This window comes from Micromonospora sp. CA-240977 (assembly GCF_050942285.1).
GTDB lineage: Bacteria > Actinomycetota > Actinomycetes > Mycobacteriales > Micromonosporaceae > Micromonospora.
Genome location: NZ_CP192055.1, coordinates 1,223,364 through 1,244,451, shown reverse-complemented (window position 1 = coordinate 1,244,451; position 21,088 = coordinate 1,223,364). Strand labels below are relative to the sequence as shown.

At 70.9% G+C, this 21,088-nt stretch carries 22 protein-coding genes; 3 read left to right on the top strand and 19 right to left on the bottom strand.

All coding sequences use genetic code 11. The features are described 5' to 3' along the window. Window positions 1–279 precede the first annotated feature (279 nt). From ACQPWW_RS05920 to ACQPWW_RS05910, 3 genes are all read right to left on the bottom strand, one after another. Window positions 280–1,575 (bottom strand): phosphodiester glycosidase family protein, encoded by a 1,296-nt coding sequence (locus tag ACQPWW_RS05920; protein WP_433129904.1) that lies wholly within the window; start codon window positions 1,573–1,575, stop codon window positions 280–282. A gap of 125 nt (window positions 1,576–1,700) precedes the next feature. Beyond that, a complete protein-coding gene (locus ACQPWW_RS05915; RefSeq protein WP_433129902.1) occupies window positions 1,701–2,465 on the bottom strand; it encodes a DUF427 domain-containing protein in 765 nt (254 codons plus the stop codon). Window positions 2,466–2,979: 514 nt separating this feature from the next. Continuing rightward, window positions 2,980–4,335, bottom strand: a complete 1,356-nt coding sequence (locus ACQPWW_RS05910; RefSeq protein ID WP_433129900.1) for a hypothetical protein — start codon at window positions 4,333–4,335, stop codon at window positions 2,980–2,982. 51 nt (window positions 4,336–4,386) lie between these two features. Between ACQPWW_RS05910 and ACQPWW_RS05905 the strand changes: the two genes are divergently transcribed. Next, window positions 4,387–4,548: a hypothetical protein gene (locus ACQPWW_RS05905; RefSeq protein ID WP_433129898.1), complete on the top strand. Its 162-nt coding sequence runs from the start codon at window positions 4,387–4,389 to the stop codon at window positions 4,546–4,548. A gap of 5 nt (window positions 4,549–4,553) precedes the next feature. Here ACQPWW_RS05905 and ACQPWW_RS05900 read toward each other — a convergent pair whose 3' ends face one another. The 9 genes from ACQPWW_RS05900 to ACQPWW_RS05860 all read right to left on the bottom strand — a co-directional run bounded on the left by ACQPWW_RS05900 (window position 4,554) and on the right by ACQPWW_RS05860 (window position 11,478). Next, window positions 4,554–5,345 carry a DUF6082 family protein gene (locus ACQPWW_RS05900; protein ID WP_433129896.1) on the bottom strand — a complete coding sequence of 264 codons (792 nt, stop codon included), beginning with the start codon at window positions 5,343–5,345 and terminating at the stop codon, window positions 4,554–4,556. A 33-nt stretch (window positions 5,346–5,378) separates the two neighbouring features. Further along, window positions 5,379–5,993 carry a DUF6879 family protein gene (locus tag ACQPWW_RS05895; RefSeq protein WP_433129894.1) on the bottom strand — a complete coding sequence of 205 codons (615 nt, stop codon included), beginning with the start codon at window positions 5,991–5,993 and terminating at the stop codon, window positions 5,379–5,381. Then, complete coding sequence (locus ACQPWW_RS05890; protein ID WP_433129892.1) at window positions 5,986–6,261, bottom strand: hypothetical protein; 276 nt, start codon at window positions 6,259–6,261, stop codon at window positions 5,986–5,988. Before ACQPWW_RS05890 ends, ACQPWW_RS05895 begins: the two co-directional genes overlap by 8 nt. A 294-nt stretch (window positions 6,262–6,555) precedes the next feature. Then, complete coding sequence (locus ACQPWW_RS05885; protein ID WP_433129890.1) at window positions 6,556–7,086, bottom strand: FAD-binding oxidoreductase; 531 nt, start codon at window positions 7,084–7,086, stop codon at window positions 6,556–6,558. A gap of 9 nt (window positions 7,087–7,095) precedes the next feature. Further along, window positions 7,096–7,263 carry a hypothetical protein gene (locus tag ACQPWW_RS05880; protein ID WP_433129888.1) on the bottom strand — a complete coding sequence of 56 codons (168 nt, stop codon included), beginning with the start codon at window positions 7,261–7,263 and terminating at the stop codon, window positions 7,096–7,098. A gap of 63 nt (window positions 7,264–7,326) precedes the next feature. Continuing rightward, entirely contained in the window at window positions 7,327–7,461 is a 135-nt protein-coding gene (locus ACQPWW_RS05875; protein ID WP_433129886.1) for a hypothetical protein, read from the bottom strand. Window positions 7,462–7,724: 263 nt separating this feature from the next. Further along, window positions 7,725–8,486 (bottom strand): ALF repeat-containing protein, encoded by a 762-nt coding sequence (locus ACQPWW_RS05870; protein WP_433129884.1) that lies wholly within the window; start codon window positions 8,484–8,486, stop codon window positions 7,725–7,727. A gap of 623 nt (window positions 8,487–9,109) precedes the next feature. Next, a complete protein-coding gene (locus tag ACQPWW_RS05865) occupies window positions 9,110–10,369 on the bottom strand; it encodes a cellulose binding domain-containing protein (RefSeq protein ID WP_433129882.1) in 1,260 nt (419 codons plus the stop codon). Further along, window positions 10,366–11,478 carry a ricin-type beta-trefoil lectin domain protein gene (locus ACQPWW_RS05860; protein WP_433129880.1) on the bottom strand — a complete coding sequence of 371 codons (1,113 nt, stop codon included), beginning with the start codon at window positions 11,476–11,478 and terminating at the stop codon, window positions 10,366–10,368. Before ACQPWW_RS05860 ends, ACQPWW_RS05865 begins: the two co-directional genes overlap by 4 nt. 234 nt (window positions 11,479–11,712) lie before the next feature. On the opposite strand from ACQPWW_RS05860, the gene ACQPWW_RS05855 reads away from it, so the two are divergent. Next, window positions 11,713–12,150, top strand: coding sequence for a VOC family protein (locus tag ACQPWW_RS05855; RefSeq protein ID WP_433129878.1), 438 nt, complete (start codon window positions 11,713–11,715; stop codon window positions 12,148–12,150). Window positions 12,151–12,250: 100 nt separating this feature from the next. Here the strand turns inward: ACQPWW_RS05855 and ACQPWW_RS05850 are convergent, their stop codons facing one another. From ACQPWW_RS05850 to ACQPWW_RS05820, 7 genes are all read right to left on the bottom strand, one after another. Further along, the gene (locus ACQPWW_RS05850) at window positions 12,251–13,483 is read right to left on the bottom strand and encodes a hypothetical protein (RefSeq protein WP_433129876.1); all 1,233 of its coding nucleotides are present in this window, start codon (window positions 13,481–13,483) and stop codon (window positions 12,251–12,253) included. Window positions 13,484–13,625: 142 nt separating this feature from the next. Next, window positions 13,626–14,762 (bottom strand): epoxide hydrolase family protein, encoded by a 1,137-nt coding sequence (locus ACQPWW_RS05845; protein ID WP_433129874.1) that lies wholly within the window; start codon window positions 14,760–14,762, stop codon window positions 13,626–13,628. Window positions 14,763–14,983: 221 nt separating this feature from the next. Continuing rightward, window positions 14,984–15,364, bottom strand: a complete 381-nt coding sequence (locus ACQPWW_RS05840; RefSeq protein WP_357420149.1) for a YciI family protein — start codon at window positions 15,362–15,364, stop codon at window positions 14,984–14,986. 33 nt (window positions 15,365–15,397) lie between these two features. Next, a complete protein-coding gene (locus tag ACQPWW_RS05835; RefSeq protein WP_433129871.1) occupies window positions 15,398–16,072 on the bottom strand; it encodes a DUF998 domain-containing protein in 675 nt (224 codons plus the stop codon). A gap of 115 nt (window positions 16,073–16,187) precedes the next feature. Beyond that, on the bottom strand, window positions 16,188–17,462 hold the full coding sequence (locus tag ACQPWW_RS05830; protein ID WP_433129869.1) for an RNA polymerase sigma factor: 1,275 nt from the start codon (window positions 17,460–17,462) through the stop codon (window positions 16,188–16,190). A 58-nt stretch (window positions 17,463–17,520) separates the two neighbouring features. Continuing rightward, the gene (locus ACQPWW_RS05825) at window positions 17,521–18,060 is read right to left on the bottom strand and encodes a WapI family immunity protein (RefSeq protein WP_433129867.1); all 540 of its coding nucleotides are present in this window, start codon (window positions 18,058–18,060) and stop codon (window positions 17,521–17,523) included. A gap of 46 nt (window positions 18,061–18,106) precedes the next feature. Further along, window positions 18,107–19,246, bottom strand: coding sequence for a hypothetical protein (locus ACQPWW_RS05820; RefSeq protein WP_433129865.1), 1,140 nt, complete (start codon window positions 19,244–19,246; stop codon window positions 18,107–18,109). A gap of 246 nt (window positions 19,247–19,492) precedes the next feature. On the opposite strand from ACQPWW_RS05820, the gene ACQPWW_RS05815 reads away from it, so the two are divergent. Next, the gene (locus tag ACQPWW_RS05815; protein WP_433129863.1) at window positions 19,493–21,046 is read left to right on the top strand and encodes a gluconokinase; all 1,554 of its coding nucleotides are present in this window, start codon (window positions 19,493–19,495) and stop codon (window positions 21,044–21,046) included. The last annotated feature ends 42 nt before the right edge of the window (window positions 21,047–21,088 follow it).

The following is a 21,088-nucleotide window of genomic DNA, read 5'->3' as shown; positions in this document are numbered from 1 at the left end:
GCTGCCAGACGGCGTCGTACGCCCGCCAGGCCGGTCCCCGCGTCCGGCGTGGCGCCGCCGCGACCGTCGTCGCCGACCTCCGTGCGCAGCACACCGTCCCGGTGCGCCAGGGAGACCCAGGCGCACCGGGCGTCGTGTGCTTGGCCACGTTGGTGAGCAGCTCGGCCACCGCGAAATACGCTGCAGACTCAACCGCGCTGGTCTCCTGCGCCTCGCTGAGCAGTCGCGCGGCCCGCGTACGGACGTGGCCGCTGCCGCGGCTTGTGTCAGTGGCGGTGGTCAGTTGCCGCTGCGGTACCGGCCGGCGACGTAGACGAGCGCGTCACCGACGGCCCGCTCGCTACCGCTCGGGTGGCTGACCAGTGCCCCGGCGGCGGCCATCGCCGTGGACCCACCGCCATCGAGGTTGATCGCGTCGGACATGCCGAGCGCCTGGGCGACCGCGGCCGTCTCGTCCAGGGTGGTGCCGACGCTGGTGGTCTGCCGCCCGTCGATGGTGGCGAGCACGATCTTCCCGTCCCGCGTGGTGCCGGCAATGGTGCGCGGGTTGCGGGCGAAGAAGCTGTCACCGGGGGCACCGTCCGGCACCACGATCTGACCCTCCGCCGTCAGCGGGTACCGGCCGTTGACGCCGAAGAGCCCGGGCCGCAGTTCGAGCTTCCGGCCCTGCTGGTCGGTGAGCGTCGAGTCCCGGTCCACGCACCCCTTACCGGCGACGCCGAGCAGAGCGACGGAGTCCTTGCCGGTCGCCTGCAACGAGGTCTGGCCTGCGGCAAGGGTGGCGCCCCGGGTGGTCGCGGTGCGGACCACACAGCCCAGCCGGTTGAGGATGACCTCCACGCCAGCGCCGGCCGGGGTGGCCGCGCCGAACTCGGGGGTGAACTGCGCGACGTCGCCGGGCACACCGCACTGGGTCTGGTCGACGATGGCGGCGCAGTCGACGGGGATCACCGGCGGGTGGTTGATGAACTCCAGCGGCAGGGTGGCGCTGGTCCGCCGGTTCCGTACGCTGCCCGACCAGGTCAGCTTCCCGGTGAGGGCCCGGTTGCTGTTGGCGTCGACGACGAAGTTGACCTCGGCCGGGTCGGTGGTCGGCTCACTGAGCAGCTTCCCGCCGTAGAGCCCCAGCCCCACCGGGTCACCTGGGTATTGCTGGCTGGCCGTGAAGGTGAAGAACGAGGCGTTGACGCCGGCCAGGGCGCCGGAGGCGCGTACCAGATCGGTGGTCTTCTCGACCTGGCTGAGGTTCGGGCCGTACGTCGCCTTCAGGTGCCCCCGCGCGCCGCGCGGGTCGATGGTGAGCACGTTGACCACCCACGGGCCGCGCATGGTCGTGTTGATCTGGTCGGCGGGGGCCGGCTCGGTGCCACGCACGATCCGGGTCAGGGTGACACCGGCGGCCAGGGTGCTGCTGGTACGGACCTCGGTCAGGTCGGCGTCACCGATCGGCAGGGTGCTGACGGCGGCCTCGGCTTGACCCCCCGGAACGACACCGAGAGTGACCGCGGCCAGCGCGGCGGCGGCGAGCGCCCCGGCGCGGCGGAAGCCGGCGAGGCCAGAGTGGGAAACAGTCATGCCCGTGAGCCTGGCGGCGCAACGGAACGACATACCCGACTTCGCCTGACTCCGAGTCGAACTGTGGCGTAAGGATCGGCCCACCGGCTGACGACCGCACTCGAAGGCTCTGCCGGACAACTCGGTCAGGAGAAGTGCGTCTTCGGTCGGCTGAGCCGCTCGCCGTCGACGACCAGATCGACCTTCTCGTTGTAGAAGGCGATCAGGCCGGCGATCGGCAGGAGCGCCGCGGTGGGGAAGGCGTACGACCAGGCCAGGTCCGGATGGACGGTGCCGTCGACACGGACGGACCAGTAGTCGCTGGTCCGGCCCTTGTACGGGCACGCGGTCGTCGTCGCGGACGGCACGAGGTGGCTGACGTTGACCTCGGTGCGGTTGAGGTAGTAGCGCGTCGGAAGACCGGTCTCGACAACCAGCACAGGCGACGTCGACTCGGCCAGGGCGACCCCGTCCAGTTCCACCCGAACGCTGCGGGTCGAACGCAGCGCGTCCACCCGGGCATACGGGTTGCGGGGGTGTACGAAGACCTCCTCATCCTCCTCGAACCAGCTGTCCATGGCAGCCCAGTCGAACCGGATCATGTCCGCCAGCCCAGGCAGCGCGTCGTCGCCGTACCACGACCCGCACGAACGACGGACCGTCTCGCCGACTCGCAGCCCGTGCAGCCGCGCAGTGCCGCGCCGCGACTCCTCCGTGCGCTGCTCATCAATCAGCAGGCTGCGATTCACGTCGGCGATCGGGATGTAGTACTGGGGGTAGAAGGGCCATTCCCATACGTACTGCGCCCGCGTGGTGTCCAGCACCCGCTCCCCAGCGAGGAAGGCACGGATCCGGCGCGGCACCGGCTCAATGCGGTCGACCAGGGCAATCGCCTTCGGATAATCCGACACCGCGTCCTCCTGTGCTGCCACCCAGATCGGGTACCGGTTCAACGATCAGCGCGGCCGCAGCGGAACGCGAGGCGCCAAATCGGCCTCGGCAGAGCGCACGGCGGAGCGGTGGACTAGGTCGCGCAGCTCGATCCGAAATGGGGCGTGACGGCCCGGAGTGTGCAGGTCTGCGACAGCAGGGTGTAGCCGCGGGGGAACTCCGGGGCCGGAGTGGCCCTGGCGGCCGGGGCTGGCGGCGGGGCGGCGGACGAACTGCCCTGCGCTGCCGCCGGTCGGCGCGGTCTCGGCGTGGGCGAGGCGGCCACGGACCGGTTGCTCGGCGATGGTGTCGCCGCCGCACTCGTCGTCCCCGCCGCGGCACTCGCCGTCGCCGCGGCGGTGGGCGCCGGGGTGTCCCAGACGGCGCCGGCTCCGGCCGCACCAGGTCGGGCGCAGCCGGCACGGCCGGTGGCGAGCAGCAGCAGCGTCAGCGCGCCGCGGCGGACGAGCGGACCGCGGCACCCGACCGGTGCGCTCACCGCTGCAGCACCGCCGATGCGTAGCCGTCCGGGTAGAACTGGTAGTAGTCGCGGTACCGGACCGTGAAGGTGGTGGTGCCGCGAGGCAGCGAGTAGGTGAGGGTGTATCTGCCGCTGGCGTCCAGTTTGCTGCGCCAGAACTCCCGCTCGGCCCCGCCGTTGGTCGACGCGGTGATCCACCAGTAGTTGTCGTCACCGATGGGCGAGCTCCAGGTCACGGTGAGCTGCGCGATTTGCTTGTCCTTGCCGGCTCCGACCTGGGCGGTGACAGCCAGGTCGGTGACCGGCGGCGTCGGGGGGTGCGCCGGCCCGAAGGAGTGCAGCAGTTGAGTCTCCTGGTAGGGGTCGGTCGAGGTGACCGCCCAGGCCCGGGTGCCGTCCCGGTTCACCAGCAGCGTGCCCTCCCAGAGGCTGTCGCCACTGCGGAAGTCGACGGCGTACGTCGGGACCGTGCTGCCCTTGGCGTAGAGGTAGACATCGGCGTCACCGGTGGAGGTCGAGGCACGGCCGATAGCGACGGTCGAGCCATTCCCGGACCAGGCGGCGTCCTGCGGATAGACGCCGCTCGGATAGACGTTGGCGTCGGCGAGATCCGGCAGCCGGTACGAGTGGTGCTCGTACGGGCTGCCCACCGTCTCCACCACTTCGGTGCCGTCCGGGCTCACGGCGTAGTCGATGAGGTTGCTGCCGGTGTAGTCCCGCTGGGCGACGATCGTCGGGCTGTCACCGGAGACGTCGATGACGTAGGTGGTGACGGGCGAATACCCGGTGTCGCCGGCGACGAGGAGACCGGGCGCGCCGGGGCTGGCGTCGATGATCGGGTGGTAGTTGGGGCCCGCGGTGTAGACCACCGGCGGGGTTCCGGGCGCCGACCAGACCAGCAGACCGCCGGAGCCGATGCCGGCGTCGATGAACCCGCCGACGACCTTCTCGCCGGTCGGTTCGACCGTGTACAGGTGGGCGCCGACGGGTGCGGGATAGCTGGCGATGATGGTGAGCGTGGCGGCGTCCAACGCGATGATCCGGTTGAAGCCCTGGGCCGCGTACAGGATGCGTCCGTCGTCGCTGAGGACGAGGTCGGAGATGTCAGCGACGGCAGTGACCCGGGACAGCAGGCGGCCGTCGAGGTCGGTCACCACCAGCGGCAGTGCGCCACCAACCCCCTGTGCGACGTACAGGCGGCCGCGCGCCTCGTCGAGCTCGATCGCCCGCAGGTCGTTCACCGGCAGTTGGACGCCGACGCTCTTCAGCAGGGCCACCTCGGCGGCGGCCGGCGCTGCTCTCAACAGCTCCCCGGCGCTGAGCCCGATCGCCGCGAACATCCCGGACGCCAGCAGTTGGCGACGCCGCATGACACCTCCCCGTGTCGGCCAGCCGCGTGCCGACGGCCAGGCGAGATCTTAGTGCCGGACACTCTGCCGACGCTGTACCTCAGCGCCCGGCCCGCGCTCCCGCAGTCGTTCACTGTGGGCGGTGGGGTGTACGAGCCCTATGCACGCGTCGGCCGTCCTGCCCAGATCCAGTACGTCGACGGGGTCCACGAATTCGGCGACACCTACGTGTGATGCGGTCAGCCGTCGCGCCGGTTTGAGCCACCGTGGCGTCGACGACGGCCGGCAAGGACAACAGCGGCACCGAGCACGACGCCGACAGCAAGTGCGGTCGCCTGTCCCGCCGGCCGGGCCTCTCGCGCGGGCACCGTGTCGGGACTTGTCGTTACTGGCGTCTCGACCGGCTCATTCCCGGCCGGCCCTGCGGCTACCGCTGCCAGGTAACGGCGGTCGACGGTCGCCGTGAAACGTCGGGCGCGTCGTGACGTTTCGGCTGTCATCCGCGGCGCGCGTGCCTCAGCCCAGAATCGACGACCAACGTGCCCCTTGAAGAACTGGTCCGCGAGCACCTCCAGGTGCCGCGCGGTAAGAACATCCACCTCCCACATCAGCTGCCAGTGCGACACGATGAGGTTCGCGTAAACGTGCTTGCGGAACCATTGGAGGTCGGTGGCACCTTCGATCGGCCCCCAGCATTCGAGAAGCGCGGGATCGTCGATGGCCATCTTGAGCAGGTCGGTATGCAGGGCGCGCAGCGCCTGCTCACGGGCCGCCTTGGCCTCCCGTGCCTGTAGCGCCAGCGACGACACCACGCCGATGAGCGCGAGAGCCGCGAGGATCGCCGAGGCAGCACCGTACGTCTGACCGACGTTGCCCAACAGCGGCCAGTCGTACCCGGGTCGCCTGCCGATCCAGAGCAGGACAGCGGGCGAAAGCAGGACGGCCGCCAGCATGGCCAGGACGGCAAGGAGCAGGATCGTTGGCGTGGCGGATCGACGGGCCAGATCGGAGACTGTCCGGAGTCGGGGCACACTGCCTCCACGCTCGCTGGTGGAGGCAGGCTACTACAGCTGTGGCAGTCCCGGCCTTGTCCCGTCGACCTCTCGACGGAAGAAGGATTCGAAGGGTTCGGCCTGCTCAAGCAGCGACAGCACACGACTTCGACAGCCCGCCACCACGGCCGGTTCAACTGTCTTTTCCGCACCCACAGGGACGCCGGACGCGTCGTAGAGAACCTCGTAGACAGCCTGACCACCGACCACCATCAACTCCGGAACAGGCCCGGCTGTCGCCTCCCACTCTCTGACCACTCGCGCGTCCAGCACGCGAATCTGCTCACCGGCTTCCGCCCGGTAGCGCAAGAAATTCAGCTCCCAGACCAGGTATGGCGTCAGCGGCAGTTCGACGATTCGCAGACGCCTGAGGCCGGAACCGAGCTGGTCAAGGTGCTCGAAGAAGGCCACCAGCTCCGGGTTCGGCTCGGCGGCGATCCGAAGAGCCTCCTCCCACCGACCATCGGCGTACGCCTCCCAACTGGGGCTGCCCGGCTCACGGAACGTCTGCATCCGCTCGGTTTTGAGGACGGGGCCATCGGTCGACTCGACGGTCGTGTAGAAGTCGGCGTCGTACTCGCCGAGGCTCAGCCGCTGCCGGCCGACCGCATCCAACAGATCACGCATCCGGGATGTCCGGCTTGGCGGCAACGATCATGCTTCGCGGGATGACGACGACCCTTTCGTCTGCACCGACACTCACACCCTCGGGTAGCCGGGTGGCAAGAACCTCGGTCAGATCGCGCCCGATGATCGCGACATCGCCGTTCGACAGCTCCCAGACATCGGGACAGGTTGTGGTTCCCCCGCTCTCACCCAGCTCTGCGGCCGACTTGCCGAGTCTGCGCGAGAAGCGTGCAGTGTGGTCTGCTTCCCAATGTCCGGTCATATTCATCTCCCACGATTGTGGATTGACGGTCAGGCTAACAAGACGGAGTGCGGAGCCCGGCCTGATTTTCTTCATCTTTTCGGATAGGGGTAAGCGAATCTGCCAACCTCGCAGGCGCACGTCAGATTGTGTCGACTGACGTTCGGCAGTCAGCGGGTGAAGGTGACCGGCGTGTGGATACGGGCGGCAGGGATACCGAGGGCCAGCAGCCGCGACCGGGCACCGGCCAGCATCGCGGGCGGGCCGCACACGTAGATGTCCTGGCCGGGTCGGTGGTGGTCGAGGGCGATGGTGACGGCGTCACCCTGCTCGGCCGCCTCGGCGCAGGGGCTCGTCGGAGAACGCCGGCACTATCGTCAGCCAGTCATGCCTGCATTGCAGCTTGTCGAGGGCGATCGCGTCGTACAGGTCGACGAATGCGCGGACGCCGACGACAAGGGTCACCCGCCGACCGCCCGGTGCGGCGGCGACCTGTTCGACCAGGGCGCGCAGTGGCGCGAGACCGGTGCCACCGGCGACGAGCAGCAGATCGCCGGCACCCGTCGGGTCCAACCGCAGGCCGGTGTTGCCGGGTGGGCCGAGCCAGATCAACTCACCGGGGCGTACCTCATGGACCAGGCGGTGGGAGACGGCGCCGGCGGGTACGGCGCGGACGTGCAGCTCGACGGTGCCGTCGGCGCGTGGGGCATCCGCCGGTGAGAGCCAGCGCCAGCGGCCGGGCAGACGTGGTGTGCAGACGGGGACGGCCTGGCCGGGCTGGTGGGGCAGCCGCCGCCAGTGACGTACCGTCAGGATGGCGATGCCTGGCGACGGCCGTTCGTGGCCGATCACCTGGGCGGGCTACCAGGCCGGGCCGTCGCCGACGCGGGCGGCGGCGCAACGAAGGGCGTGCGTGGCGCGGTCCACGGCCATCATCCATAGTGGATTCGTATCGTGACGAGGGATGGTGGCGAGCAGTGCGTCGCCGACGGTGGTGGCATGTGGGAGCAGGTCGTAGCCGGCGATCATCGAGGGTGCACCAGAAGTCGGAGGCCGCCCGCTCGTCGACCGACGCCCACGCTGCGGCGAGGCTCACGCGCCCACCTCGAACGCCCTGCGCATCTGAGTGACCTGCTCGTGCGGCACCCCTACGAGGTAGTCGACGATCCGGCGGTGCTGCGCCTCCGACAACCCCAGGCCGCGCCATTGGCCGGCTTCGCCGTTCATCCGGGAGACCCGGATCGCCGACCGTGACCTGGGTGCGCCGCCCTATCTGTACGCCGGCACCAGGACGTACGACTCGCACACCGGGGAGCGGCCCATGCGCATCCTGTGGCAGCTCCACCACGCCCTGCCCGCCGACGTGTACGCGACCGCCCGGGCGATCGCCGCTTGAGCCTTCCGCGGCACACCCGCGGAGAGTCGCTGAACCAGAGGCGCCGAACGCGCCCGGCCCGATGAAGCATCGAGCCGGGCGCGTCGAGTTGGCGCTATGCGACGAAGCGTGCCCGGCGTCGGCGTCCGATCACGTAGACCGCGCCGCCGAGGAGCAGCAGCGCACCGCCAATGCCGACCATGGTCGCGGTTTGGGCACCGGTCACCGGCAGTCCGCCACCGTCGCCGCCGGCCGCGCCAGCGGTGGTGGAGGAGGCAGGGGTCGGTACGACGGTCGTCGTGACGCTGGGCGTGGCGCTCGGCGTCGTGGTGGGCTGAGCCGTCGGGGTCGCCGTCGGCTGAGACGCGCAGTCCAGCGCGCGTGCGGCGTACAGGCCGTCGTTAAGGTAAGCCAGGTAGGCATCGAGGGTTTCCGCGTCGAGGGCCTTCTGCGCGGCTGCCTTCACGTTGGGACCACCGCCCGCCATCGTCTGGTTTACCGTGACCCGCAGATCCGTCGCCCAGACTTTCTGAAAATCCGGGGCGCCGTTTCCGTCCTGACCGACGAGCGTCTTGAGGTACCCGCGGAGCTCATTCGGGGTGCCCCCCCTCACCCGCTGCTGAAGGATGGCCGGCAGGACGGGCAGCTTCTCTTCGAGAGTCTCGTCCCGGAGGACGACAACCAACGCCCGCATCTCTTGATCCGTGGCGGTGTCCAAGTCGATGGTGACAAGCTCGCGAAGATCCTTGTAAACCTTGCGCTCGACCGTTTGGCAGGCCGCGTTCAGCCCGGGCGATTGGGCTTGAGCCACCGCCGGTGCCGCCGGAACCAAGAAGGCCAGTGCCACTAGGGCACCGGCCGGAATCTTCCATCGCATGCGCTTCTTCCTCCCCGTCGAGATCAAAACATGGGGATGTTACAGGTAGCGGGCAGAAAAGCAGCCACCACTTAGAGCATTTGTGGGGTTCGTACAGAAAGATGCTGACAGCAGCGGCGAACTCTGCTCGAGCATCGTGATGCACAACGTGACCTGCTGGCAGCTCGACAAGCTGCGCCTGGCCGGGACCATCTCCCGAGCATGGGCGGCCGTCAGTTCACCACTGCGTGTTTCACGGATCAGCAGGGTGGACAGGTCACCGCCGGCCAGTCCTCGCAGTGATCGTCGCTCTGCAGGTAGGGAGCCGCCGTACCCAGGGCCGAGGCCAGCGTCTCGCGGGAGGACGCCCGGCGAGGAAGGGTGGTGGTGAACGACCAGTCGCACTCCACGACTCCTCCGAGGTGGCCTGGGATGTCAGGCCAACGACGGGGCTCTCCGAGCCGCAGCTCGCACCTCCACTGTCGTGAGCCCGCCGTCACCTCACGAGCGATATACCTGTGCGGCATGGAAATGACTTACAGGTATATCGCTCGCAAGGACAGGACCCCCTCGGGCGCGACACGCGACCCGCCCCAGACTGCCAACGCGACGACGGGGCCGAGGCGTTCACGCCCTCGGGCTGGCTATGGACTTGTGCAGGTCGGTGACGCGGTGGATGGCGTACCGGAGCCGAGGAAGCCGAAGCTCGTCGTGCCGCCGGGGGCGAGCGTGCCGTTGTAGGAGACGTTGCGGACCGTCGCGGTGGAGCCGCTGGTGCTGAGAGTGCCGTTCCAGACCTGGCTGATGCTCTGGCCGTTGCCCAGGTCCCACCTGACGGTCCAGCCGTTGATGGCGGCGGTGCCGGCGGTCACTGTCACTTCCCCCTGGAAGCCGCCAGACCACGAGTTGACTGTGCGGTACGTCGCGGTGCAGGGGGCGCCGGAGGGTGGTGGGGTGGTCGGCGGCGGGGTCGTCGGCGCACCAGTAGTTGGTGGAGCGGACGTGGGCGGTGGCGTCGGCTCACCCGGTGGCACCAGGGGGCAGGTGGCGCTGTACCGGGATACGCCTGTGCTGTTGGCGAGTGGGCAGAGGAACTGGGTGTAGCGGGTGTCGTTGTCCAGGAACGTCTTGAGCCAGGGGATCAGGAGTCGCATCTCGGTGGGGTTCGACCTGGTGAACGAGAGGTGGTCGTTGCCGGCCAACTCCGCCCAGGCGTGTTCCACGCTGGCGGGCAGCGTGTTGTAGATGCCCTGCACGTACGAGGGCGTGACAGTGCCGTCGTTCTGTCCCGACAGGAGCAGGGTGGGCACCTGGGTGGTGGACATGTTCAGGTTGTTGCCGGGCGTACCGGGTGCGAGGCCGACCGCCGCCTTCAGGGTCGGCCGGCGGAGGGCGGCGAGGAGGGTTCCGGCTCCGCCCGCCGAGTGGCCCATGACGCCCAGCCGGTTGGGATCGACCCGGTCGCGGACCGGGCTGGTTCGGGTGAGGTAGTCCAGCGCGGCGAGCAGCTGGGTGGCGCGGGCGTCGGCGCCGTCGGTGCGGCTGTTGGTTTCGATGCCGATCACCACGAACCCGAAGGACGCCAGCCAGGGGCCCATCCAGGCTTCCTCGTTGGCGAACAGGGCGGAGTAGCCGGGAACGATAGCGACCGCACCCCAGGTGCCAAGGCTGGTGTCGGTCGGGTAGTAGACGTACCCACCGTTGAAGCCGTTGCCGGCGGGCACTGTCGCCTGCGTGGTGGCGAACGGGCCGCGGGTGGCGGCGACGCTGGCCGCTGTCGGATCCGGACCGCGCTGGTACGGGCTGTCCGCGACGGCCGCGTCCCGCGTCGTTATCGCCAGGGCCAGGCCGAGGACCGCCGCGAGCCCCGCCGTCAGCCATCTGGCGGTGCTTGGCCGTTTCACCGACGGCTCCACTGCTGGTTGGCCTGGCCGGTGCAGGTCCAGAGGACGAGCTTCGTGCCGTTGGCGGTGCCCTGGTTGTACGGGTCCAGGCAGAGGCCGGACTGCACTCCGGTGATGGTGCCGTTCACGTTGACGTTCCACTGCTGGTTCGTCCCGCCGTGGCAGTCGTAGATGGTGACCTGGGTGCCCGCGGCGGTGCTGTTACCGGCGGCGTCGAGGCACTTGTTGCCGTAGACGGTCAGTGCCTTGCTGGACGTGTAGGTCCACTGTTGGTTCGTGCCGCCGTGGCAGTCCCACAACTGCACCTGGGTGCTGTTGGTGGTGGAGTAGCCGGGGACGTCGACGCACCTACCGGACCGGGTGCCCACGATCGTGGCGGTCTGCCCGCCGCCGCTGCCCGGGTTGCCGATGCTGCCGGGCACCGACTGCAACGCGCTGTACCAGCGGGCGGCCATCTTGTCGTAGCCGCCGGCCGTGGGGTGGACGCCGTCGATCAGGTCGGCGGTGGTGAGCGCGCTGTGCATGTCGACGAGGTGCACCCGCTTGCCGGCGTTGACCTTGCTCTGGACGATGCCGGGGATCGCCGCGTTGAAGGTGCGGGCGGCCGCGTCCTGGCCGCTGTTGGAGATCGGGATGATCTGCGCCACGAACACCTCGGCGGTGGGCGCGGTGTTGGTGATCTTGTCGATCAGCGTGGAGAGCCGGTTCGGGGCGGTGCTCACGTTGTAGTTCTGCAGGATGTCGTTGGTGCCGATGTGCAACAGAACGGTCTGCGGCCGCTGGGTGTTCAGCCAGCCGACGATGTTCGCGTCGATCTGGTCGATGCGCCAGCCGGGATGCCCCTGGTGGTCGTGGTCGCCGAGGCTGGCCGGCCCGTTGAACTGCGATCCGACGAAGTCCACTGTGTACCGGTTGGTGGCGAGGCGCTGCCAGAGTCCGATGCGGTACCCGCCGGGCACCTGGGTGCCCTCGGTGATGGAGTCGCCGAGCGGCATCACCCGCACCCCACCGTTGGACTCCGCGTTGGCCGGACCGGTGGGTGTCACCACTCCGGCGACCACGACACCGAGCGCGGCGAGCGTCGCGAGCCATCGTGCCCTTGTTCGCATAGCTTCTCCCCTGGGTTGGTCGAGCTGGCCCAGGGCATGGCCGGCCGGTGGGGCCACCAGGGGCAGCCGGCGGGCGCCGATCGTCACATCGGCATGGCGTTACTGCCTCAGCACTGGGACGAGTGTGAGCGCTAACAGAGAAGAGTGTAGATTCCTCGGATTGATCTGGTCTACCGGCAACTCTGTCGGAGTCGTCTGCCGCGCCCCCGATTGATCGCGCGTTAGGTTACGAGGATGGAGCAGCGGATAAGTCTGATCACCCTCGGCGTCTCGGACCTGGCGCGGGCCAAGGCCTTCTACGCGCACCTCGGCTGGCGCGGCCAGGAGGTCGAGGACACTGTCTTCCTCCAGGCCGGCGGCCTGGCCCTGGTGCTGTGGAGCCGGGACAAGCTGGCCGCCGACGCGGGCGTCCCCAACCCGGACACCGGCGGCTTCGGCGGCATGGCCCTGGCCCAGAACGTCCGCTCCCGGGCGGAGGTCGACGAGGTGATGGCCACCGCGGACAAGGCCGGCGCCGAGGTGACCCAACCGGCGCGGGAGACGTTCTACGGCGGCTACGCCGGCTACTTCGCCGACCCGGACGGCCACGTCTGGGAGATCGCCTGGAACCCCGGCTTCACCCTCGGCCCGGACGGCGCCCTCACCCTCCCCGACTTCGGCGCCACGACCTGACCCGACGGCAACGGCGAAGGCACCACAGACCGAGCCAACCGCAGCAGCAGCGGAGACGACGAAGGCCGAGCCGCGGACACGAGACGGCAACGGCCCGGGATCACGGCCCGGTCGGCGGGCAGAGCAGCCGGTCCACAAGCGGCAGCAGGAGGTCCAGGCACACCGTCACCAGCGCGGGGTCGGACGTCGTGGTCGCGGTCGGCGAGGGTGACGGCAAGCCCTGCCGGGCCGCCGTGGGCGGGTCGGTCGGCGTCGGAGTGGGCGCCGGCGTCGCGCTTGCCGACGGGGCGGGAGCATCGGAGGGCACCGGCTCGGTGAACGGCACCGGAGCGGTGGTTGGCACCGGAACGGTGGCGGGGCCCGCGGCAGTCGCCACAGCGGTGGACGCGTCAGGTGCGGCGGGCAACAGCGGACCGGCCGCCGGAGGCCGTGCCGGCGCGGTCGGACGGGTGGGCGTGCTCGGGTTCGGCGGTGCCACCAGGGCGGAGGGCGCCCGCAGCGAGGCGATCGCAGCGGTGTGCCGGACGGTCGGCTCGACCGTCGCGATGGTCGCCGCCTCCGCCCGTCGCATCGGACCGGCCTGCTGGGGTCCCACCGCGCCGGGGCCCAGCGTCGCGAACACCACTGTCGCGACGGCGGCGACGGCGAGGGCCCGGCGGTCGGGGCGTACGGCCGACAGCGGCGCGTCGGCCGGCACGGCCGTCGGCAGCGGCGCCGGCGGGGTGGCCCGGTGCGCGGCCAGCAGGGCGTCGACCTGCCCGGTGACGGCGGCGCGATCCCCGGTGGCGGCCAGGGTGAGGTAGAACCGGAAGTTCACGGCGGCACCGGCCGGCACCAGCAGCCCCGCGAGTCGACAGGTGTCGTGCAGCAGGGTGACCGGCACGTCGGGGTGGTGGGCGACGCCGAGCAGGTCCGCGTACCGCCACTCGCGTCGGCGCCCACCGCCGGCGAAGGCCACGCGGTGGCTGGTCACGACGGCCATCCCGGTGCCGACGGCCCGCAGGCCCGCCGGCAGCGCCTCGTCGACAGTGTCGGCGAAGTCGCACGGACCCGGGGTGGGCAGGCCGGGAACGTGCCGCGCCTCGGCCTCGACGAGCGTGGCGACGGGGAGGACGCGGAAGACGAGTTCGTCGTCGTGGAGGTCGACAGGCAGGCCGGTGCGGGGCTGCGTACACCCGAGGAAGCTCGCCGCTTCGATGCGGAGCCGGACCAGGTGGTCGTCGCGGTGCCGCCAGGCGTCGAAGGCGTCGCGGTAGGCACGCTGCCGGCGCTCGTTCTCGCGCTCGGCCCAGGCGATCCGCCAGGGGGCGCAGGCCACATAGGTCACGGTCACACGCGGTACAACCGCTCACGTACGTGACAGGCAACGCTCGCGGGATCGATGCATCCCTTTGCACCCGAAAGGAGAGAATTGACAGGCCGCGCGGCGGCTGCCCCGGCGAGGACACCGGAACAGCCGCCGTTTAGCACAGCGACTACTGGCGCAGCGAGGTGAAGAACTGCCTCATCTCGGCGGCCAACAGGTCCGGCTCCTCCAGCGGCATGAAGTGCCCGCCCCGGCCGGGTTCACTCCAGTGCCGGATGTCGGTGCAGGCCCGCTCGGCGATCGAGCGGGGGAAGTTGGTCTGCGAGGGTTCGGTGCTCACCGTGAACGCGGCGGGCACGGTGATCATCGGTCGTGTGGTGTTGTGGTCGAAGTCGGCGTACTGCCGGAACGACGAGCCGATCGAGTCGGTCACCCAATAGAGCGTGATGATGGTGAGCAGGGTGTCCCGATCGATGCTGTTCGCCAGGTCACCGTGGTTGTCACTCCAGTCGCGGTACTTGTCGACAAGCCAGGCGGCCAACCCGGCGGGCGAGTCGGCGAGCGCCGCCGCGAGGGTGTCCGGGCGGGTGCCCATGATGGCGCTGTAGCCGCCGTCGGTCTCGTCGTACGCGGCCTCGGCGTCCAGGTACGCCTGCTCGGCCGCCGACAGTGGACGGGCGTCGAAGTTCGCCGGAAATGGTGGATGGATCATGTGGATGCCCGCCACCTGCTCCGGGTAGAGGGCACCGAGCCAGCCGGTGACCACACCTCCGACGTCACCGCCGAAGGCGCCGTAACGCTCGTAGCCGAGCACGTCGGTCATCAGTTCGTGCAGTGTCCGAGCCAGCAGAGCCCGGGTCACCGGCTCGTCCGGGACCTCCGAGAAGCCGAAGCCCGGCAGCGAGGGCACCACCACGTCGAACGCGCCGCCGGGTCGATCCGGATCGGTCAGGCGGTCGACAAGCGGCAGCATCTCGACGAAGCTGCTGGGCCAGCCGTGGCTCAGCAGCAACGGCAACGGCGTGGGCGTACCGGCCGGACGTGCGGCCCGGACGTGCAGGAAGTGCAGCTTCCGGCCGCCGACGAGGGCCAGGTGCTGGGGGTACGCGTTCAGCTCGGCTTCGCGCGCACGCCAGTCGAAGCCGTCCCGCCAGTAGGACACCAGGTCCCGCAGATAGTCGGGGTCGACGCCGCCCTGCCACGGCTGGTGGCCACTGCGGTCGGTGAAGCGGGTACGGGCCAGGCGGGCCCGCAGGTCGTCGAGGACCGCATCGGACACGTCGATGCGGAACGGGGAGTTGGACATTGGTCCTCCGAAACAGGAGGGCGCTCCCCGACGCGACAGGTCAGCTGAGGGGGACGGCCGAGAAGAGCGCCCAGGAATGACGACGGGTGGTCACCGGGCTCACCTCCTCTCATGGCTGACGAAGATCACTCTACCCTCCCGGGGGCGGGCGTGAGCGTCCGGACCGCAGACCCGGGATCGCGCCGCCGCCCGGGGTGACCCGGGCGGCGGCGCGACGAGGGTCAGCCCGGCTGGCCCGCCTCGGGAGCCTCGTAGACCCGGCGGATGTCCACCTCCACGTCACCGAACGTCTCGGTGAAGACGTCGACGAACCGCCGCCCCCACTCCACGGCCTCCTCGTGGGAGCGCACGTCCACAAGCGCGAACCCGGCGATCAGTTCCTTGGTCTCGGTGAACGGCCCGTCGGTGACGGTGGTCGTGCCGCCGCTCACGGTGATCCGGGTGGCGTCCGTGACGGTCGGGCAGAGCCCCTCGGCGGCGACCAGGATCCCGGCCTGCGCGACCTCCTTCATGAAACCTTCCATCCGGGCCACGAACTCCGGGCTCGGGTTGAACACTCCCGGCAGGTTCTCGTCGAGCTTGTGCATCATCATGTAGCGCATCGGTGCAGTCCTCTCGTGATCGTTGAGTACGGGTCAGCGGATGAACCGTCGCGTGCAGAGCGCGGTGAGCCAGCCGAAGGTGACGACACAGGCCAGCGCCATCCGGACGCTCAGACTGCCCTGGTCGGGCCAGGCCAGGATCACGACGACGGCCACGGCACTGCCCAGCGAGAAGACGGCCCAACCACGCTGCCCGGCCCGCCACCACGTGCGGGCGAAGACCAGGCAGGCGATGGGCAGCGAGCCGAAGGCCAGTCCCGCGCCGACACCGTGACCGACGGCGTGCCAGCTCAGCGTGTCGGGCGCGCCCTGCGGCGCACCGGCCGGCCAGCCCATGCTGGGGTCGGAGACCAGCACCCCGCCGATGACCAGACCGAGGCCGTGCACAGCGATCAGCGTCGGCCCCCACGTTCCACCCGGCTCACCCCGCAGCGTCCGGCGCAGCCCGACCGCGCCGGCCAGGGCCAGCAGCCCGGTCAGCACGAAGTTGGCGATCTGGATCCACCCCAGGTCGCCCAGGGCCAGCAGGCTGAGGGGCTGCCGGCTCAGGTCGAACCCGTCGCGGGTGAGCACCTGGGCGGCGGCCACCACCAGGAACAGCGGGCCGGCGGCGGCTCCGCCGGCCAACAGCGCCCTGGTCGTCGTACGCCGGGAGTCGACGCCCGCCACCGCGGACCCCGCGCTCGTCACGTTCGCCGTCGTCGTCATGCCGCTCTCCTTGTCTCTGCCGGCCGGTCGCCGGTCCCGCGTGCCGGTGCGAGCCGGCCTTCGCTGACGCGTCGAGCGGCCGGGTCGGGATACGACATGACAGTCCAAGAATTTTTCAGCGGGTTGGCGTGATCCCACGGGCGCAGTCGGCCGCACGGGCGCGCAGCAGCGCGCGTTCGCGTTCGTTGCCGGTCAGTTCGGCGGCCCGTTCGAACTCGGCGCGCGCCTCGTCGTGGCGGCCCAGTTTGGCCAGCAGGTCACCGAGCACGCTCGGCAGCAGGTGGTAGCCGGCCAGCGCCGGCTCGTCGGCGAGCGCCCGCGCCAGTTCCAGACCGGCGGCCGGGCCGTGCGCGAAGGAGACCGCGACGGCCCGGTTCAGCTCCACGACCGGCGACGGTACGACCCGGGCCAGCTCCGCGTAGCCGGCGGCGATGCGCGCCCAGTCGGTCTGCTGGGAGGTGAGCGCCCGCGCATGGCAGGCCGCGATCTCCGCCTGGAGGGTGTACGGGCCGGGCGGGCCGTCCGCCGCTCTCGCCCGATCCAGCGCGGTGAGGCCGCGGCGGATCAGCAGCCGGTCCCAGCGCCCCCGGTCCTGTTCGAGCAGCAGAATCGGCTCACCGTCGGCGTCGACCCGGGCGGCGGTACGCGACGCCTGGATCTCCAGCAACGCGGCCAGCCCGTGCACCTCCGGCTCCTCGGGCATCAACTCCTGCACGAGGCGGGCCAGTCGCAGCGCGTCCGCGCAGAGCGCCGGGCGCATCCAGTCGTCGCCGGCCGTCGCGGAGTAACCCTCGTTGAAGATCAGGTAGATGACCTCCAGCACGGAGGCGAGCCGTTCGCCGCGCTCGGCCACGCCGGGCACTTCGAACGGCACCTTCGCCTCGGCGAGCGTCTTCTTGGCCCGGGTGATGCGCTGCGCGACGGTGGTCTCCGACACCAGGAACGCCCGAGCGATCTCCTCGGTCCTCAGCCCGTCCAGCACCCGCAGGGTCAGTGCCGCCCGCGACTGCGGTGAGAGCAGCGGATGACAGGCGGTGAACACCAGCCGCAGCAGGTCGTCCTCGATAGGTTGCTCGAACACGGCATCGAAGTCGGGGGTGAACTGCTCGTCGTCGAGGTCGCGCCCGAGGTCGGCCACCCGGCGTTCCAGCAGGCTCCGCCGGCGCAGCGCGTCGATCGCCCGCCGTTTGCCGACGGTGGTCAGCCACGCGCCCGGGTTGGCCGGTACACCGTCTCGCGGCCACTGCTCCAGCGCGGCGACCAGGGCATCCTGGGCCAACTCCTCAGCCCAGCCGACGTCGCGTACCAGCCCGGCCAGGGCGGCGACGACCCGCCCGGACTCGATGCGCCACACCGCCTCGACAGTGCGGTGGACCTGCTCGACCCCCATGACCGCACATCAGAGCAGGGCGACACGCGCTCCACAAGGACCGTGCGCGCTGGACCGTTCAGCCGGCGCGGCGCGGGTGGTGCACCGACCGGGGCTCCTCGGCGGGGAACCTCGACCGGGTACGCGGCGGGTACGCCGCACAGTGCTCGGCCCACTGCTCGGCGGCGGCGGCGAGGGCGTCCGCCGAGACGGTGAGGATCAACGGGTAGATCGCGCCGGACGGGCGGCGCATCCACGGCGGCAGCGACTCGGCGGAGAACTCCACGATCAGCTCCAGCCGGCGGCGGCGGAGCACCCGGGAGCGTAGGGCCAGGTTGGGTTCGGTGAAGCTGACCATGGCCGGTTGCGCGTTCGGTTCGAGCGCCGAGGTGGCCTGCCCGTGCAGCCAACCGCCGAGCGCTCGGGCCTCCTCGACCATCAGGCTCGGGTAGTGGTGCGACCAGGTCTGACCGTCGGCGGTGCGGGCGTCCACCTCGATGAGCAGCCAGTCGTGCCAGCCGGGTGCGGCCCGGTCGGGGTCGTCGGGCGGGTCGATGCCAGGCTGGTAGCCGACGGGGCGTATCCGCACCCGCGCGCCATCGTCAGACCGGATCTCCACCCGGCCCATTGTGGTCGACCGAAGCGGACCTTAATCACCAAATCGGTCACTTTGTGATTGTTCGCCGCACGCCGCGGTGCGCGGCGCAGGCCTTGGCGCTGCCGCCGGCGAGGCTTACCGAACCGTCGCGGCACTGCACGAGGTAACCCCGTCCGGCCCAGAACTGCGGCACGCAGTCGAACCAGTCGCACACCTCGGCGGCGGGCCGACGGATCCGGGTGCCGCCGCAGAAGCCGTACCCCAGCGGGTTGTCCGGCGCCCCGCAGCGGGGGTCGCCGGTCCTGCCGGGCGCCGGGCGTGGTGACGTCGTCGGCTTCGCCGGTGGGGTGGCGCGGGTGAGCGCCGGGGCCACCGGGCGGACCAGGACGGGCTCGCCGCTGGGGGTGGCGGCGGCGGCGACCTCCGGGCCGCCGGTCGGGTCGGACGGATCCGACTCGATGAGCGCCGCCGGCACCAGCAGCGCCAGGGCGGCGGCCACCGCGATGCTCCGGCGACCACCGGGCACGAACGACGTCAGCCGGGCCTGCCCCGGGGTGGCCACGGCCGGCCGGAACGGCTTGAGCTGGGCGTGCTCGGCGATCAGCTCGTCGAGCTGGGCGAGCACCGCGGCGCGCTGTTCGATCGCGTCGGCGAAGGCCAGGGTCAGCTTGAACCGGAAGTCCGGCGCCGCGTCGGTGGGCAGCAGCAACCCGGCGGTCGGCCGCCGGTCGAGCACCTGGATCAGCGTGACCGGCGACGCGGGGTCGTGGGCCAGACCGGTCATCCGGCCGTACGCCCAGTCGCGCCGGCCGCGTCCGCCGAGCAGCACCAGGCGTCGGCTGGTGATGACGGCCATGCCGGCGTCGGTGACGCGTACCCCGTCCGGGCGGCGCGGGCGCAGCGGTCCGGTCGACGGGGCGACAGTGAGATCCGGGGCGGGCAGCACCGGGGTGTGCCGCACCTCGACCAGTTGCGCGGCGGGCAGCACCCAGAGCACCACCTCGTCGGCGGCCAACTCCAGGGGCAGGCCGTCGCCGGCGGCGGCGGAGCCCTGGAAGTCGGCGGCGAGAGCGCGCAGCCGCCGCAACTCGTCGTCGCGTCGCCGCCAGGCCGTCTCGGCGCCCCGGTACGTGCTGACCCGCCGCACGTTCTGCCGGTGCGCCCACCGGTAGCGCCATGTGGAACCCGTTGAATCAGTCTTTGCCACGCCGACTCCTTCGCCGCGTAGGCCACCAATCTGGGTGTCTCCTCGTTCAACAGGCGCGGCGTGGCACCCGGACACGCCGGAACGGGCAAAATGCCCGATCGGTGGGTGAATCCGCACGATTGGCCGATACTGCCGCGTCGACGGTTCTCCTGTGCGCGTGTCGTGCGGGGCGGTCGCTGTCTCGGTAACGTCAGCCGCAGCCGGGTGGCATTGCCGCCGCACCGCCGTCCGAAGGGGGTGAGCGTCATGCCGCAGGACACCCGGCACGGCGTGGTCATCGGCGTCGACATCGGCACCACAAGCACCAAGGCCGTCGCGTACGACACCGACGGGCGGCAGCTCGGCAGCCACTCGGTCGGCTACCCCCTGAACGACCCGCAACCCGGGTACGCCGAGCAGGACCCGCAGCTCATCCTCGACGCGGTGCTCAAGTCGGTGAGCGTGGTCGTTGCCGAGCTGGTCCAGCCGGTGGACGGCCTGTCGTTCAGCTCCGCCATGCACAGCCTGATCGGCCTCGACCCGGACGGCAACCCGCTCACCCCGTCGGTGACCTGGGCCGACTCGCGCGCCACCCAGCAGGCCGAACGGTTACGGGCGGTCCCGTCCGGGCTGGCCCTGCACCGGCGCACCGGCACGCCGATGCATCCGATGTCGCCGCTGCCCAAGCTGCTCTGGTTCGCCGAACAGGAGCCGAAGCTCTTCGAGCGCGTCGCGCACTGGGTGGGCATCAAGGACTGGGTGCTGCTGCGACTCTGCGACGCCCTGGTCACCGACCACTCGATCGCCTCGGCCACCGGCCTGCTGGACATCCACCGCCTGGAGTGGGACGGCGAGGCGCTGGGCATCGCCGGCATCACCGAGGAGCAACTGCCCCAACTGGTCGCCACCACCGCCGTGCTGCCCGGCCTCACCCCAGCGGCCGCGGCCACCACCGGCCTGCCGGAGCGCACCCCGGTGGTGGTCGGCGCCGGCGACGGGCCCCTCGCCAACCTGGGTCTCGGGGCGGTGCACCCCGGCATGGTGGCCTGCTCGATCGGCACCAGCGGCGCGATGCGCGTGATGGTGGAGCGGCCCGGCGTGGACCCGCTCGGCGGCGTGTTCTGCTACGCGCTCACCGAATACCGCTGGGTGGTCGGCGGTGCGATAAACAACGGTGGCATCGTCCTCAAGTGGGCCGGCGAGGCCCTCGCCCCGGATCTGGGCGAGCACTCCGAGGAGGACCTGGTCGCTCTGGCGGCCCGCGCGCCGGCCGGCTCGGGCGGGCTCATCATGCTGCCGTACCTGCACAGCGAGCGGGCACCACACTGGAGCGCGCTGCCGCGCGGCGCGTACGTGGGGTTGACCCACAGCCACCGCCGCGAGCACCTGATCCGTGCCGCGCTGGAGGGGGTCTGCCAGCAGCTCGCGCTGGTGCTCAGCTCGGTACGGGCGGCCGGCAACGAGGTCCGCGAGATCCGTGCCGGTGGCGGCTTCGCCCGCAGCGGCCTGTGGCGGCAGATGCTCGCCGACGTGCTCGGCCTGCCGGTGAGTTTCCCGGCCGCGCACGAGGGCTCCAGCTTCGGCGCGGCGCTGCTCGGCATGCAGGCGCTCGGGCTGATCCCCAGCATCGACGTCGCCGCCGACCTCGTTCAGATCGAGGAGACGATCCGCCCCGACCCGGCCGCTGCCGCCACGTACGCGGCGCTGCTGCCGCTCTTCGCCGAGCTGTACGACGCGCTGACGCCCACCTTCTCCTCGATCCGTCGGCTGGCGCCCGGCCTGCCCGCGGAAATCGAGCCCGCAACAGGACCCCCGATGTGACCCTTCGGCCGGCCCACCTCGGGTCGACCCCTCTCCGAAGGT